This is a genomic window from Labrenzia sp. VG12, from assembly GCF_002237595.1.
Lineage (GTDB): Bacteria > Pseudomonadota > Alphaproteobacteria > Rhizobiales > Stappiaceae > Roseibium.
Window position 1 is genome coordinate 750,703 of sequence record NZ_CP022529.1, and the last position, 14,954, is coordinate 765,656.

Annotated in this window: 15 protein-coding genes; 1 reads left to right on the forward strand and 14 read right to left on the reverse strand. The window is 60.0% G+C overall.

The features are described from left to right. Positions 1-23: 23 nt before the first annotated feature. Together CHH27_RS03460 and CHH27_RS03465 are read right to left on the reverse strand one after the other, a co-directional pair. Positions 24-689, reverse strand: a complete 666-nt coding sequence (locus CHH27_RS03460) for an HAD family hydrolase (protein WP_094070343.1) — start codon at positions 687-689, stop codon at positions 24-26. Next, a complete protein-coding gene (locus CHH27_RS03465) occupies positions 682-981 on the reverse strand; it encodes a DUF3572 domain-containing protein (protein ID WP_094070344.1) in 300 nt (99 codons plus the stop codon). The genes CHH27_RS03460 and CHH27_RS03465 overlap by 8 nt, the downstream gene beginning before the upstream one ends. A gap of 135 nt (positions 982-1,116) precedes the next feature. Here CHH27_RS03465 and CHH27_RS03470 point away from each other — a divergent pair, with 135 nt between their 5' ends. Further along, positions 1,117-1,488, forward strand: coding sequence for a response regulator (locus CHH27_RS03470; RefSeq protein ID WP_094070345.1), 372 nt, complete (start codon positions 1,117-1,119; stop codon positions 1,486-1,488). A 557-nt stretch (positions 1,489-2,045) separates the two neighbouring features. Here CHH27_RS03470 and rpmG read toward each other — a convergent pair. The 12 genes from rpmG to CHH27_RS03530 all read right to left on the reverse strand — a co-directional run bounded on the left by rpmG (position 2,046) and on the right by CHH27_RS03530 (position 14,890). Continuing rightward, positions 2,046-2,213 carry a 50S ribosomal protein L33 gene (gene rpmG / locus CHH27_RS03475; RefSeq protein ID WP_094070346.1) on the reverse strand — a complete coding sequence of 56 codons (168 nt, stop codon included), beginning with the start codon at positions 2,211-2,213 and terminating at the stop codon, positions 2,046-2,048. Between the two features lie 222 nt (positions 2,214-2,435). After that, a complete protein-coding gene (locus CHH27_RS03480; protein ID WP_094070347.1) occupies positions 2,436-2,837 on the reverse strand; it encodes a RidA family protein in 402 nt (133 codons plus the stop codon). A 60-nt stretch (positions 2,838-2,897) separates the two neighbouring features. After that, positions 2,898-3,644, reverse strand: coding sequence for an NUDIX hydrolase (locus tag CHH27_RS03485; RefSeq protein WP_094070348.1), 747 nt, complete (start codon positions 3,642-3,644; stop codon positions 2,898-2,900). Next, a complete protein-coding gene (locus tag CHH27_RS03490) occupies positions 3,641-4,114 on the reverse strand; it encodes a DUF983 domain-containing protein (RefSeq protein WP_371681817.1) in 474 nt (157 codons plus the stop codon). Before CHH27_RS03490 ends, CHH27_RS03485 begins: the two co-directional genes overlap by 4 nt. Next, positions 4,111-6,363, reverse strand: coding sequence for a ribonuclease R (rnr, locus tag CHH27_RS03495; protein WP_198338439.1), 2,253 nt, complete (start codon positions 6,361-6,363; stop codon positions 4,111-4,113). Before rnr ends, CHH27_RS03490 begins: the two co-directional genes overlap by 4 nt. 62 nt (positions 6,364-6,425) lie before the next feature. After that, positions 6,426-9,140, reverse strand: a complete 2,715-nt coding sequence (topA, locus tag CHH27_RS03500) for a type I DNA topoisomerase (protein ID WP_094070350.1) — start codon at positions 9,138-9,140, stop codon at positions 6,426-6,428. A 188-nt stretch (positions 9,141-9,328) separates the two neighbouring features. Next, positions 9,329-10,480, reverse strand: a complete 1,152-nt coding sequence (gene dprA, locus CHH27_RS03505; protein WP_094070351.1) for a DNA-processing protein DprA — start codon at positions 10,478-10,480, stop codon at positions 9,329-9,331. Beyond that, positions 10,477-11,142 (reverse strand): glycerol-3-phosphate 1-O-acyltransferase PlsY, encoded by a 666-nt coding sequence (gene plsY / locus CHH27_RS03510; RefSeq protein ID WP_094074493.1) that lies wholly within the window; start codon positions 11,140-11,142, stop codon positions 10,477-10,479. The genes dprA and plsY overlap by 4 nt, the downstream gene beginning before the upstream one ends. Positions 11,143-11,271: 129 nt before the next feature. Next, positions 11,272-12,051 (reverse strand): DUF3108 domain-containing protein, encoded by a 780-nt coding sequence (locus CHH27_RS03515; RefSeq protein ID WP_157738663.1) that lies wholly within the window; start codon positions 12,049-12,051, stop codon positions 11,272-11,274. A gap of 105 nt (positions 12,052-12,156) precedes the next feature. Beyond that, entirely contained in the window at positions 12,157-13,458 is a 1,302-nt protein-coding gene (locus CHH27_RS03520) for a dihydroorotase (protein WP_094070353.1), read from the reverse strand. Between the two features lie 20 nt (positions 13,459-13,478). After that, complete coding sequence (locus CHH27_RS03525) at positions 13,479-14,435, reverse strand: aspartate carbamoyltransferase catalytic subunit (RefSeq protein WP_094074494.1); 957 nt, start codon at positions 14,433-14,435, stop codon at positions 13,479-13,481. A 194-nt stretch (positions 14,436-14,629) separates the two neighbouring features. Next, positions 14,630-14,890 (reverse strand): hypothetical protein, encoded by a 261-nt coding sequence (locus CHH27_RS03530; RefSeq protein ID WP_094070354.1) that lies wholly within the window; start codon positions 14,888-14,890, stop codon positions 14,630-14,632. Positions 14,891-14,954 lie beyond the last annotated feature (64 nt).

A 14,954-nucleotide genomic window follows, 5' to 3' on the forward strand; every position in this document is an offset into this window, starting at 1 on the left:
TCTTCTTGGTCCAGCGCTGTTCGTCAGCGCAGGATATCGCCAATGAAGTTCGCCGTCTCCTGCCAATCTCCGGTGAGCAGGTCGATGTGATCTTCCTGGCGCATGTTGGCCCGGAACCTTGCATCGGCGATGAACTGGACCTGCACCGACGAGGGCAGGGATGCGTTGACGGAGCTGTGATTGGTCGGGCTGTCGTCAATGAAGACGACCGGCTGAGCACGCTGCGCGGACAGTGCTGCAACCGCACCGCCCTTTGGGCCGGAGTTGGTCACCACCGGAAATGGCACGCCGAGACCGGACAGCAGTTTTTCCCGAGCCGGTTTGTTGTGCCCTCCCGGCAGATTGGTCAGGAGCACAATGTCCCAGTCGGTGGAGAGTTCCTTCAGCGCCGTTTCAGCTCCCGGAACAATCTCCTGTTGATGGCTGACTTCGTCGAAGAATGTGTGCAGGTGACGTTTTACATCGTCTGCGGGCAAAGGGGTATCGGTGTCGTGAGGGCCGATATTCCCCGTAAGACGGTACTGGTGATTGAGAAATCGCAGGTTGCGCGCGTTCAGATAGTCCTCCAGATGCGCAATCATGTGAAGAATGACTTCATCGACATCGCAAATGATGAGGGGGCGGGAGGAGGTGGGCAGAGCGTGAATCTGTGCCAGGACCTCCGGCAGCACCGGGGTCGGTTCAGGCATAATCGGGCTCTCCTCCGGCCAGGGCAAAACGTGCAGCGGCAATCATTGTCGGTCGAATTCCGGCATTTTCGCAGAAAGTAAGCAGAAGCGCTTCGTCGGCCATGTAGAACTCAAGAACTCCTGCAAGAAATCCGGGTTCTCCGGCCGCATCGCGAATCATCTCCGGTCCAATTCCTGAAAAGGCAAGAAATCGGCCGATTTGCTCGGGTTCCCGGCTGAGTTGAAGCAGCGCTTCTGTGGCAATTCCCTGAGCTTCTTCAACGGACAATGACTTGCCTTGCATATTTTTCATTGTGTTTTTTTGCCTTTCTGAAACGATTCCGGGTTAGAAGAAACCTAATGTGGACCGGGGAAGGGTTCTACTGCAGGCTCAGCTCTGCAAAAAGATAAATGGGACCGGCAAGCCGCCGGGTGAAGGGCCGGACTTATGGCAAAATCGGTGTTGATCGTAGAAGACAACGAGCTGAACATGAAACTGTTTCATGATCTGCTCGAAGCGCACGGCTACAACACCTTGCAAACCCGGACCGGTATCGAGGCCCTGCGTCTTGCGCGTGAACACCATCCCGACCTGATCCTGATGGACATTCAATTGCCTGAAGTGTCCGGGCTGGAAGTGACTAAGTGGATCAAGGAAGACGAGGATATCTCGTCCATTCCGGTTATCGCGGTCACCGCCTTTGCCATGAAGGGCGATGAGGAACGCATTCGCCAGGGTGGCTGCGAAGCCTATATTTCCAAACCTATTTCGGTGGCGAAGTTTCTCGAGACGGTTCGGTCCTATCTCGGCGAGGCGTGAGCGTCGCACCGCTCAGCTCAGTTTTCAGACCAAGATTTGTACAAGTTTTCGAGCTCTAAGCAGGGCTGAAGTCGCTTGTGTTGCGCAGAATCACTTGGCGGACCTTGGTGCGAGCTTCACATTAAGGTTACGGATTTACTAAAATCGCATTGTTTCTGTGTATATTTTATGGAAATTATTGCATTCGGGTTACAATAGGGTAGTGTGATCACAGGTTAGGAATTTTCCTGATCGCCTCATTGACGAGGTCATAATTGACCTAACGTTAAGTTGGCAAAGTAGTTTCCCCTCGGAGTGCTCAGGTCCGCCGCATCTCCTGGGTCCGTGGGGCAGGTCGGCTGGGAACCGGCCGATGAGTGGCCTCCTCGAATGCCGTGTTCCCGCCGACCACTAATTCCTCCGCCGTAATTGTGCTTAGAAATCAACCGCTCGAGACGGCATGTCCGGCGCTGGAAAGCGTGCGGGATTGTGTTTGCCGGGTAATGAGCGTTGCCGTTCGGTCAACAAAAAACCCGCCGTCGCCGGCGGGTTTTTGATGCAACTTTCAGCAAGCAAGATTACTTGATCTTGGCTTCCTTGAACTCGACGTGCTTCTTGGCAATCGGGTCGTATTTCTTTTTGACCATTTTTTCGGTCATCGTGCGGGAGTTCTTCTTGGTGACATAGAAGAAACCGGTATCCGCCGTGGAGAGCAGCTTGATTTTGATTGTTGTCGCCTTGGCCATGGCCGTGGTTCCTGTTCTTTGTTGTCGGGCAAAGAGTTCTTGTGGCCAGATGGGCTGGCGAGGAATCTGCCCCAATGTCTGAAATCAGCGCGCAAACTACTCATCGTGGCGCGAAAGTCAAGCGATTGCTGGTACTCGCCAGTTAAAAAGTCCTGCACGTTCAGCGGCTGCGCTCCTGGGTGATCTGCAACACCAGGCTATGCGAAACACCGGCTCACAAGTTCAGCTGGAACTGGGCCTGCGGCAGGCAACCGCCTTGATTTCGATGACGGTGCCTTCGCGGACGAATCCGGCGACTTCAATGGCTGTCCAGGCCGGGTAGGGCTCGCGCACATAGTCAGCACGGACGGACTTGAACAGGGCAAGATGATCCCGTAGCCCGACGTGGTAGGTGGTCATTTCAACAAGCGCACTGTAATCCAGTCCCGCTTCTTCCAGAACCAGACCGATCTTGCGGAAGGCGTTGCGCATCTGTTTTTCCGGATCGGTGGACAGGGTGCCGTCGGCATCCGCACCTGTGAAACCGGTCAGGAACAGAAAGTCGCCGCAGGCCAGTCCCGGCGACATCTTCCAGTCGCTGTAGAAGCTCTCTAGCTCGTCCGGGACGATGGCAGTCTTTTCCATGTGTGACCCTTTTCAGGAAAACAGCGGGCAGGGCGCCTGGGGCCGGCGTTCGTGGAGGTATCAGAGCGTTTCTCTGACAAAGCCGCCCTTACGGAAGAAGTAATAGGGAACAGACGGTGCCGGTGTCAGCTCCGGATCGGCCGCCAGACGCTCTTCCAGGTCTCCCAGGATCTTTGTGGTGATCATGGGCAGTTCCTTTGCCCGCGCCTCTTCAAATGTGAGCCAGGCACAGTCTTCCAGTTCGCCGGAGGGGCCATGGCCTTCGGGCAACCTGTCTGCAATTGCATCCGCCCAGACGGCGAGAAAACGGGTATCGAACCGCCTCGGGCGCTGCGGCGGGGTGATCGCTCTGGCGATCATGCGCAGGCCGCCTAGGTCGGGCTGGACGTGCCGCTCGGCAAAGGCTTCAAACCCGGCTCCAAGACGAAGGGGAGCGGCCTCGGTCTTGCGCCCGATGAAGAGGCCCGCCTCCTCATAGGTTTCACGAATGGCTGCCAGGGCGAGCGCGCGGACCCGCGCCGCCGACTTGGCGTTTTTCAGATCCTTGAACAGCCTGGATTCCACATCCGGATGATAAGGCAGCACATTGGCGATACGGGAGTCGCCCGGGTCCACCCGGCCACCTGGAAACACGAATTTGCCGGGCATGAATGTGTGGCGCATATGGCGCCGGCCCATCAAGAGGCGGACCGTTCCCTTGTCATCCCGGTCGAGAATGAGCAGCGTCGCTGCATCCTTCGGGCGAATATAGGGATAGTCTCCCGCTTTCTCGTCTTTCGCCAGTTGCTTCTCAAAGGTGCCGGTCATGTGGTCCTTTCAGACGGTGTCGGAGCCGGTGGCGGCAGGTCGTCTTCCGCATCCGGATCGAAGCCGTGCATGTAGAGCGCCCATTGCAAACCCACCAGGGCTCCCTTGATCGGCCGCATCAGACCCAACGACAGGATCAAGGTCAGCGGTATCCAGATCGACATGTGGATCCAGAGTTCCGGGCGCCACAGGACCTCGACGATCAAAAGGCCGGGGATCACGATATGGCCGACAATGGTGATGGTGAAATAGGGCGGCGCGTCATCGGCGCGGTGATGGTGAAACTCTTCACCGCATTTTGCACAGGCATGGCGGGTTGTCAGGAAGCCGTCGAAGACCTGGCCCTCGCCGCAGTTCATGCAGCGGTTCCGGGCACCGCGCAGCATGGCGGGAATGATCTTGCGCTTCGGCTTTTCCGCAGGCGGTTCGGGAGCCTGCATCGTTTCGTGCATATCGTAACGGACCGTCACGAAGTCCTCCTTCGACCCTTGTTCTTCGAGGAGGAGGTGTTGCGTTTGCCTTTCGGCGGACCGCGACGGGCCTTCGGGGCGCCCTTGCGAATGCGTTTGCCGGCAATCCGCCCGTGGCTGAGCAGTTCAAAGGTCAACGCGCCTGCAAAGGGGGCCGCTTCCACAAGCCGGACCTCCACTTGATCGCCAAGTTGGTGGGTCTCGCCGGATTTGTCACCTATCAGGGCATGCGACCCTTCGTCATAGCGATAGTAGTCGAGGCCGATGGTGGACGCCGGCACGAAGCCGTCTGCCCCGGTCTCTTCCAGGCGCACGAACAGACCGGACTTGACCACGCCGGCGATGCGCCCCTGGAAGGTTGCGCCGATCTGGTCGCTCATCCACAGCGCAATCAGCCGGTCGATCGTATCGCGTTCGGCCAGCATCGCGCGGCGCTCAGCACCCGAGATTTCCGCGCCGATGGCTTCCAGCTTGCTTTCGATGCCATCCGGCAGGCCGTCATTGCCCAATCCGAGCGCCGAGATCAGACCCCGGTGCACGATCAGGTCTGCATAACGGCGGATCGGAGAGGTGAAATGGGCATAGCGCCGCAGGTTGAGGCCGAAATGGCCGATATTCTGCGGGGCATATTCCGCCTGCGCCTGGCTCCGCAGCACGACTTCATTGACGAGATGGGCCTGTGGGCTGTCCTTGACCTTGGCCAGAATGCCGTTAAAGGCGGACGGTCTGAGACCGCCCGAGGAGGGCAGTTTCATGTTCAGCGTCGACAGGAAGTCTTTCAGGCTTTCCAGTTTTTCCGGCGTGGAGGCGTCATGGATCCGGTAGAGCAGGGGTGTTTTCTTCTGCTCCAGCGTTTGCGCTGCCGCAACATTCGCCTGGATCATGAATTCTTCGATCAGCTTGTGCGCGTCCAGCCGCTCCGGCACATAGACGTGATCGACAGTACCGTCTGCCTTCAGCTTGATCTTGCGCTCCGGCAGGTCGAGTTCCAGCGGTTCGCGGGCATCACGCCCTTTCTGGAGCACCGCATAGGCAGCCCAGAGCGGCTTCAGGATGCCGTCGAGGATCGTTTCGGTCTTCTCGTCGGTGACGCCGTCGATTGCCTTTTGTGCCTGCAGGTAGGAGAGTTTTGCGGCCGAGCGCATCAGCACGCGATGAAACGTGTGACCGGTCTTGCGGCCGGTCTTGTCGAAGATCATGCGCACAGCAAGCGCGGGCTTGTCTTCCTTTTCCCTGAGCGAACACAGCTGGTTGGAGATCCGCTCCGGCAGCATCGGGATCACCCGGTCCGGGAAATAGACCGAATTGCCGCGCAGGTTGGCCTCGCGGTCCATCGGTGAGCCCGGTGTCACGTAATGTGCGACGTCGGCAATGGCGACATAGACAATGTGCCCGCCTTCGTTCTGCGGGTCTTCATCCGGTTCCGCATAGACGGCGTCGTCATGGTCCTTGGCGTCCGGCGGGTCGATGGTGATCAGCGGTACCTGGCGCCAGTCCTCACGCTTGCCGAGCTTCTCCACCGGTTTTGCCGCTTCGGCCTGTGCCTCGACGGCTGCCGGGAAAACATGCGGGATGCCATGCGACTGAAGCGCGATTTCGGAAACGGCCTTCTCGGAGTTCATCGAGCCGAAACGCTCGACAATCGACGCGCGCGGATGGCCATACCGGCCGGAACGGCTGACCTGGACACTTACCAGGTCCCCGTCGTCCGCTTCCTTCATCTCGGCCGGGTCGACATCCAGTTCGCGCTGCTTCCTGTCGATCGGCTCGAGATAGGGCGGGCGGTTGCCGTCCCGTTTTCTCAAGATGCCGAGAATGGCGCCCTGACGCTTTTCCAGGACTCGAATGACGCGGGCCACATGGTCAGCCTCCGGCCCGGTTTCAGCCTCCGTCAGCCGGATCAGCGCCCGGTCGCCGAGACCGGGCTGGGTGGCCTTGGTCTTGCCGGTCAGAACAAGGATCTTGGGCGGGTCGCCGGCCTCGTCGTCCCAGTCAACGGGCGTGCCCAGCAATTCGCCATCGCGGTCACGGGCCGCCAGATGAGCGACAAAAACCGGTGGCAGGTCGCCGGGCCGGATCATGCGCTTGTTGCGCTTTTCGATCAGGCCGTCATCGGCAAGGTCCTTGAGCATCTTCTTCAGGTGAATGCGCGCGCCGCCGATTATCCCGAAATGACGGGCAATCTCGCGCTTGCCGGCGCGGCCCGGATTGTCGGCGACAAAGGCGAGAATATCCTCTCGCGAGGGCATCTCACCTGGAACCTTGGCGTGTTTACGATTGCTGTGTTTGCGCGGCTTTATCCGTTTTGCGCTCAAGTGGCATCATCCCAGGGCACCTCTTCGGACGACGTATCCACCTTGGCCTTGGCGGTCTTCTTGGCGGTCGTCTTCTTGGCTGCCGTCTTTTTTGTGGCCGGCTTGTCTTCACCGTTGGCCGATTTCTTGGCTGCTGTCTTCTTTGCTGCAGGTTTCTTGGCCGCGGCTTTCTTCTTGGTGCCACCCTTGGCCGCCTTGGCAGCGATCAGCTCCAGCGCTTGTTCCAGCGTGACCGCCTTCGGGTCGCTGTCCTTTGGCAAGGTCGCATTGATCTTGCCGTGTTTGACATAAGGACCGTAGCGGCCGTCATAGACATTGACTGGCCCGCCTTCATCCGGATGTTCGCCGAGCTCCTTCAGCGGTGTTGCGGCCGCGCCGCGCCGACCGCCCCCCTTGGCCCGCTTTTCGGCCAACGCATCAACCGCGCGGTTGATGCCGACGGAGAAAACCTCGTCCGGGGAGGACAGGTTGGCATAGGTGCCTTCATGCAGGACAAACGGTCCGTAGCGGCCGATGCCGGCCGTGATCATCTTGCCGTCTTCCGGGTGCGGTCCGACTTCGCGCGGCAGCGAAAGAAGCTGCAGGGCCTTGTCCAGATCCATGTCGGCAGCCGACCAGCCCTTGGGAAGAGAAGACCGTTTCGGCTTGGCTTCTTCGCCGAGCTGCACATAGGGGCCGAACCGGCCCGTGCGCAATGAGACATCCAGACCGGTTTCCGGATCCTGACCGAGCACCTTCGGGCCGTCGTCCACACCGCCATCTTCGCCGCTCGGCTTGCCGAGTTGGCGGGTATATCCGCATTCCGGATAGTTGGAACAGCCGATGAAGGCGCCCCAGCGGCTGACTTTCAGGGACAGCTGGCCGCTGTCGCAGGACGGGCATTTGCGGGCGTCGGAGCCATCTTCCTTCGGTGGGAAAATATGCGGACCCAGCAGCTCGTTGAGTGCGTCGATGACTTCCGCGACCCGCAGGTCCTTGATTTCGTCGACCGCGCCGGAAAAGCCGGTCCAGAAATCGCGCAGCACGTCCAGCCAGGACAATTCGCCGGCGGAAATCTTGTCGAGCTGTTCTTCCAGACTGGCGGTAAAGTCGAATTCGACATAGCGCTGGAAGAAACTTTCCAGGAAGGCGATGACGATGCGGCCCTTGTCCAGCGGAACGAGCTGTTTCTTGTCGAGTTCGACATAGTCGCGGTCGCGCAGGGTCTGCAGCGTGGAGGCATAGGTGGAGGGCCGGCCGATGCCGAGCTCTTCCATTTTCTTCACCAGGCTGGCCTCGGTGTAGCGCGGCGGCGGCGTGGTGAAATGCTGGCTGGATTCGATCGGGTCCGACTTGCCGTCAACGGATGCCGCGGTCAAAGCCGCGCCCTGATCCACCGCAGGCAAGCGCTTGGAACTTTCATCTTCCTCGTCGTCGCGGCCTTCCTGGTAGAGCGCCAGGAAACCGTCGAACCGAACGACCGAGCCGGTCGCACGCAGATTGGCGCGTTTGCCGGACCCGTCAGCGAGGATTTCGATCGTCGTGCGTTCCAGAACCGCAGATTCCATCTGCGAGGCCATGGTCCGCTTCCAGATCAGCTCATAGAGTTTCGCCTGGTCGGGATCAAGGAAGCGGGCAACGTCCTTCGGGCGACGGGACAGATCGGTCGGCCGGATGGCTTCGTGCGCCTCCTGGGCGTTTTTCGCCTTTGACGAATAGGCGCGCGGCTTTTCCGGAACGTAGTTGTCACCGAAGTCCTGTGCAATGACGGAACGCGCGGCCGCAACGGCTTCACCTGCGATCTGGACACCATCGGTACGCATATAGGTGATGAGGCCGGAGGTTTCTCCGCCGATGGCGATGCCCTCATAGAGCTTCTGCGCGACCTGCATGGTGCGCGACGCGGCAAAGCCGAGCTTGCGGGAGGCTTCCTGCTGCAAGGTCGATGTGGTGAACGGCGCCGCCGGATTGCGCCTGGCAGGCTTGGAAGCAACACTGTCGACCTTGAAGCTGGCGCTTTCCAGCATGGTCTTGATGGTTGTGGCCTGGGCTTCGTCCTTGATGTCGAGGCGGCCGATCTTCTGGCCGTCGAAACCGGTCAGGCCGGCCTGGAACATGTCCCCGGCCGGCGTTTTCATGTTGGCAAAGATCGACCAGTATTCCTGAGGCGTGAAGGTCTCGATCTCCATTTCCCGGTCGCAGATCAGACGCAGCGCCACGGATTGCACGCGGCCTGCGGACCGGGCACCCGGCAGTTTGCGCCAGAGCACGGGCGAGAGCGTGAAGCCCACGAGGTAATCCAGGGCGCGGCGCGCCAGATAGGCATCAACCAAGGGCGCATCCAGCTGACGGGGATTGTCCATCGCCTCCAGGATCGCCTTCTTGGTGATCGCGTTGAACACGACCCGCTCAACCTGCTTGTCCTTCAGGACGCGTTTTTTCTGCAGGACTTCCAATACGTGCCAGGAAATGGCTTCCCCTTCGCGGTCGGGGTCAGTCGCGAGAATGAGACGGTCGGCTTCCTTCACCGCATTGGCGATTTCTGTCAGCCGCTTCTGGGACTTGCTGTCCACCTGCCAGCTCATCGCGAAATCGTCGTCGGGTTTGACCGATCCGTCCTTGGGCGGCAGATCGCGCACGTGCCCGTAAGAGGCCAGGACCGTATAGTCGGAGCCGAGATATTTGTTGATCGTCTTGGCTTTTGCCGGCGATTCCACAATGACGACGTTCATTCTTACCCAAATAATTTTTGCCGGAAACGGAGCCCCCGCCCGGTGGAGAAGGTGATCTTGGCGATGATCAGATGGCGCAGACGATCACGGATCAGGCGCCGCCTGTCAAATGGACCTTTGCGGCATCCGGGTCAAGCGGTCCGCTCCAGATACCGGTTATCCACTGAGAAACAAGTTAAAACTGTCCTTCAATAAAGAGCGGAGATTTTGTTGCCGGCATGCCGCTCAATCCGTCCGGCAAGCTCCAGTTCCAGCAAAACGATGTGGACGGAGCGCGCATCGCCATCGCTGAAGCGGATCAGTTCGTCAAGATCGACGGGGGTTGGTCCGAGGGCTTGCAGGATCTGGTCGCGGCATTCCTGATCCGGATCCGACAAGGTTTTCGCGTTCGTTGAAGCCTCTTTTCTGATCAATCTGGACGGATCCTGCCGGAATATTGGCAACTCCGGTTCAAGACGGTCCGACAGGGCCTCCAGCACATCTGCTGCCGAGGTGACCAGCAGGGCGCCTTGCCGGATCAGGCCATTGGCGCCTTCCGAGCGCGGATCGAGCGGAGATCCGGGGACGGCGAAGATCTCCCTGTTCTGCTCCAGGGCGTAACGGGCCGTGTGCAGGGAGCCGGAGGCCTTGGCAGCTTCGATCACGACCACGCCGAGAGAAACACCGGAGATCAGGCGGTTGCGCCGCGGGAAGTCTCGGCCACGGGGTTTCAGGCCGAAAGGCATTTCACTGATGGCCGCGCCGCCCGCATCAACAAGGTTTTTCAGCAAGCGGTCGTGCTCAGGCGGATAAAGGACATCAATGCCGCCGGCAAAAACGGCAATTGTGCCGGTCTGGATCGCAGCCTCATGGGCGGCTGCATCGATCCCGCGTGCCAGTCCCGAAGCAACGGCAAATCCTTCCCCGCCCAGTCCTCTTGCGAAAAGGGAGGCCAGTTTGCGTCCTGAAAGAGAAGCATTGCGCGCTCCGACGATGCCTATCATGCGCTCTCTGGAAAGCGCCGCGCCACCCAGCACCGACAAAAGCGGTGGAGGCGCATCGATGTGTCTGAGGTGTTGCGGATAATCCGGCTCATCCAAGGCAACAAGTCGGGCACCGAAGCGCCTGTGTGCTTCCAGTTCAGCTTTGGCGGCTTCTGGAGGGCAGATCCGGTAGCTTTTCCGGCCGCCACGCCGGGAGAGTTCCGGCAAGCGGTCCAGCGCTTCCCGTGCGCTTCCGCAATGGGACAAAAGGTCGACGAAGGTTCTGGGGCCAATGTTTTCCGACCGTATTAGCCGAAGCCAATCGATCCGTTCTGCCTCCGAGAGGCAGCTTGTTTTATCGTTGGCCGGGCCGCTCAAGCGCTCCCGTCACCCGGAGGGCTTGCTGCCTCCGGAGCCGGTTTGGACTTCGCGCCGATCTTGCTTTCCTGGCCCCGCAACAACCGGCCGATGTTCTCGTGATGCTTGACCCAGGCCAGCAGCGTGAGGAGCGCAAACATTTCAGCCATCTGGAACTGGTGGAACGCGAACCAGAGCAGAATAGGTGTCAGCAGGGTCATCGTCAGTGCGGAGAGGGAGGAATAGCGGAAGACGGCAGCCATCACGATCCAGATCGCGGCGGCGATCAGGAACACCGGCCAATAAAGCCCGAGCAGAATACCGAGATAGGTGGCGACTCCCTTGCCACCCTTGAACTTCAGCCAGATAGGGAAGAGGTGCCCGAGAAAGGCGCCGAGACCTGCAACGATTGCCATGTCCTGACCATAGGCGTAGCCGACGATCAGGACTGCGACCGTGCCCTTGAGGCCATCTCCCAGCAAGGTCGCCAGCGCAACGGACTTTTTGCCTGTCCGCAACACATTGGTGGTGCCGATATTGCCGGATCCGATCTTGCGAATATCTCCGAGCCCGGCCATGCGGGTAAAGATCAGGCCAAACGGGATAGAGCCCAGCAGGTAGCCGAAGACTATGGCCGCAAGATAGTAGGGCCAGGCGAATTCCCAGCTGATCGGATCAGGCAACCTCAGGCACTCCGGTGACATTTGTAAGAATTGTCATGGCAATGTACCGGCATGGGCGCATGGATCAAGAGAGGCAACAGGTGTTTTCCATCTCTTTAAAAATGCCGGCAGGCGAAAGACCCGTCAGCTTCACCTGGACAGCTTGTATTTCTCCGCCTCGACGACAAGCGATCCGAAGGGCAGGGAGATGCTGGCTCTCAGGGGCACGAGAAAGGGTTTGTCGCCGACGGGCGCCAGCCAGACTTCCATCGACTTGTTGGCGGCCAGCTGCTGAATGGTTTTTCGGTTGGGCCGATGTCCCGCGACAGGCTCATAGCGAACACCGCACACCAGCACGTCTCCCTTGAACCGGCCGTCAGCGGTCCGTGCGGAGCGGCGGGACTTGTATCGCATATGGACGTCGTAACGCTCCTTGCCGTCATAGATGCGCAGCGTCCTGTTGCAGCTTTCCTTTGCAAGCCCCTTGGGGGCCGGCAGCAGAGCGGCGCTCAAGGGGTCGAGGACGTCCTTGAGATGCGCGGAGGTGACCTTGATCCGCTCCTTCATCCGGTCCTGGGGCGGGTTGACCGCAACCTTGTCCACCTTGCCGGCTTTCATGTTCAGGGCAACCGTGCCGGTCTCGTCCTCGCTCTTGAGGTCAAGCGCATAACGGGCGGGGGCCAGCGACAGGTTCTTGACCTTGCCGCTGGATTTGACAGCTCCCTTGCCATCTGACACCAGCTTGCCGAAAGCCGCCGTCTGTCCGTTGGCGCTGAGAGAATAACCATCTTCGTCAGCATCCAGATTAAGGACACCGGAGCCGATCGGCAGGCTCAGCGCATAGAGTTTGTATTTCATGTAAAGGTCGGCGGCCGCCGCCGGGTTCCCCAGCAGGGACACCATCAAGGGCAAAATGAAAATCGAACGCATCTGGTTCATCCGCATTGTTCAAACACCCGACAGCTTGGCGACAATTGTGGCGCCAAGCAGGTCGGGGTTCAAAAAACCTTGCGAATGATCCGGCGGGACCCGGCTTCAACTATGCGAATAAACGGACCTGCCGGCCACAACGGTGCGCAGCACCCGGCCGGAGAACCGTGCATCTTCAAAGGGTGAATTCTTCGACCGGGAACGGATGGCGCTCTTTTCCAGGACCCAGGGCCGGTCAGGGTCAAAAACGGTGACATCCGCCGGAGCCCCCTTGGCAAGCCGGCCGGTTTCAAGCCCCAGCCGGTCCGCCGGACGGCAGGTCATCGTGGCCAGGAGCGTGACAAGGTCGACCTGCTCGGAATGATACAGCCGAAGCGCGGCCGCCAGCAGTGTTTCCAGTCCGATCGCACCGTCCTCGGCCTCCGCCCAGGGATGACGCTTGGTTTCCACGTCCTGCGGGTCATGGTTGGAACAGATGATGTCGATCGTGCCGTCGGCGACAGCGGCGATCATCGCCTGACGGTCGTCCTCATCGCGCAGCGGCGGCGACATCTTGAAGAAGGTGCGATAGGCCCCGATGTCGTTCTCGTTGTGGGTCAGGTGGTTGATCGAGACCCCGGCGGTGATGTCGAGACCTTTTGCCTTGCCGGCGCGCACCACATCAGCGCTGTCTGACGTCGAGATCAGGTTCGCGTGGTATTTGCCTTTCGACATGGCGACCAGGCGGAGATCCCGCTCCAGCATGATGATTTCAGCTTCCCGCGGCACGCCCGACAGGCCCTTCCAGCTGGCGTTCAGGCCGGCATTCATGACGCCGCCGGCAAGATCCGGGTCTTCCGTGTGGTGGATGATCAGCGCATCGAAATCCCGCGCATAGGTCATCATGCGCCGCATCACCTGGGCGTTCTTGACCGACCTGTGGCCATTGGTGAAGGCAACGGCACCGGCTTCCTTCAGAAGGCCGATCTCGCTCATCTCGTTGCCCTGCAGCCCCTTGGTCAGGGCCGCAAGCGGCAGGACGTTGACGCTTGCCGTGTCGCGGGCGCGCCGAAGGATGAAATCCACAAGGGCAGGATCGTCGATCACCGGATCGGTGTCCGGCATGGTGCAGATCGTGGTGATGCCGCCGGAGGCCGCAGCATCGGATGCGCTGGCAAGCGTCTCGCGATGCTCGGCGCCGGGTTCACCGACGGAGACACAGAAATCGATCAGGCCAGGGCAGGCGATAGCCCCCTTGCAGTCGACGATTTCCGCGCCGTAGGGGGCGCCCTGATTGGCCGCTTCAGGTCCCGCCGCAAGGATGGTGCCATCGGCAATGATCACCGATCCGGGCGCATCCAGGCCACGTGCCGGATCGATCACTCTGGCGTTGGAAAGGACCAGAGGTTTGGGTGTGTCGAGTGCCACGTTTTCTATCCTCTGGTCGGTCAGTTGTTCGGCAGGTTTGCAGCAAGCGCTTCGAGAACCGCCATGCGGACGGCAACGCCCATTTCCACCTGTTCGCGGATCAGGCTCTGAGCGCCATCCGCAATCGATGCGTCGATCTCGACACCGCGGTTCATGGGACCCGGGTGCATGACCAGGGCGTCGTCCTTGGCGTAGGACAGCTTCTCCGCGTCAAGGCCGAAATAGCGGTAATACTCGCGCACCGAGGGGACGAAGGCTCCGTTCATGCGTTCGCGTTGAAGCCGGAGCATCATGACAATGTCGGCGCCCTTCAGCCCCTCGCGCATGTTGTTGAAGACCTCGGCCCCCATCTGGCCAATGCCCGAGGGCAGCAGCGTTGACGGCGCAATGACCCGGACACGTGCACCAAGCGCATTGAGCAGGATGATGTTCGAGCGGGCAACGCGAGAATGTGCAATGTCGCCGCAGATCGCGACTGTCAGGCGGGCGATCTTGCCCTTGTGGCGCCGGATGGTCAGCGCATCGAGCAGGGCCTGGGTCGGGTGTTCATGCGGTCCGTCGCCGGCATTGACCACCGAACAGCTAACTTTCCGCGCCAGAAGATGCACGGCGCCGGCAGCGTGATGGCGCACCACGAGGAGGTCGGGGTGCATCGCATTCAGTGTAGCCGCCGTGTCGATCAGGGTCTCGCCCTTTTTGACGGAGGACTGGGACACGGCCATGTTCATGACATCCGCCCCGAGCCGCTTTCCGGCCAGCTCGAAGGAGCTTTGGGTGCGGGTGGAATTTTCGAAAAAGAGATTGATCTGGGTCCGGCCGGCCAGCACATGCTTGCGCTTGTGCACCTGGCGCGAAACTTCGACGGCCTCTTCGGCCCGGTCCAAAAGGCCCAGAATTTCGTGGGGGTGAAGGCCCTCAATGCCCAGCAAATGACGATGGGGATAGGGGCTGTCTCGATGGGGGTCTGTCGCGGTCATCGAGACCATTCCTATAGGGGGAATCGGATCGTTTCACAAGACGCGAAATGGCGTCATGCCCGCAGTCCACATCTCGGCTAAATATTTGAGCAACTGGACAAAAAATGACGGAGGTGCTTCAACGCTCTGTCAAACGAAAGCGGCGCCCCGAGAGGCGCCGCACAGGAAGGTCCCGCAACCCTTCCCGGAGAAGATCAGGTGCGAATCTCCGCCAGCACCTTGTCGTAATAGTCGCAAAGGTCCTGGACATTGCCGGTGGTCTGCAGCTTGGCAGCCTCCGTCTGCATCTCCTGGGTGATCTCCTGGAAACGGGTCGGGTCCTTCTGGGCGAAGGTCTGCAGTTCCGTCGCAACGTCGAGTGCCTTCTGCTGGACGCTCTCGATGGTGCAGGCATCGGCCAGCGCTGGAACGGTGAAACCGAGCATCAGTGCAAAGGCAAGCAGTGTCTTTTTCATATTTGGTCCTTGTCAGAAATTCAGTGACTGAAAACGGCGTCATTGTTTCGCCGAGAACGGTCCT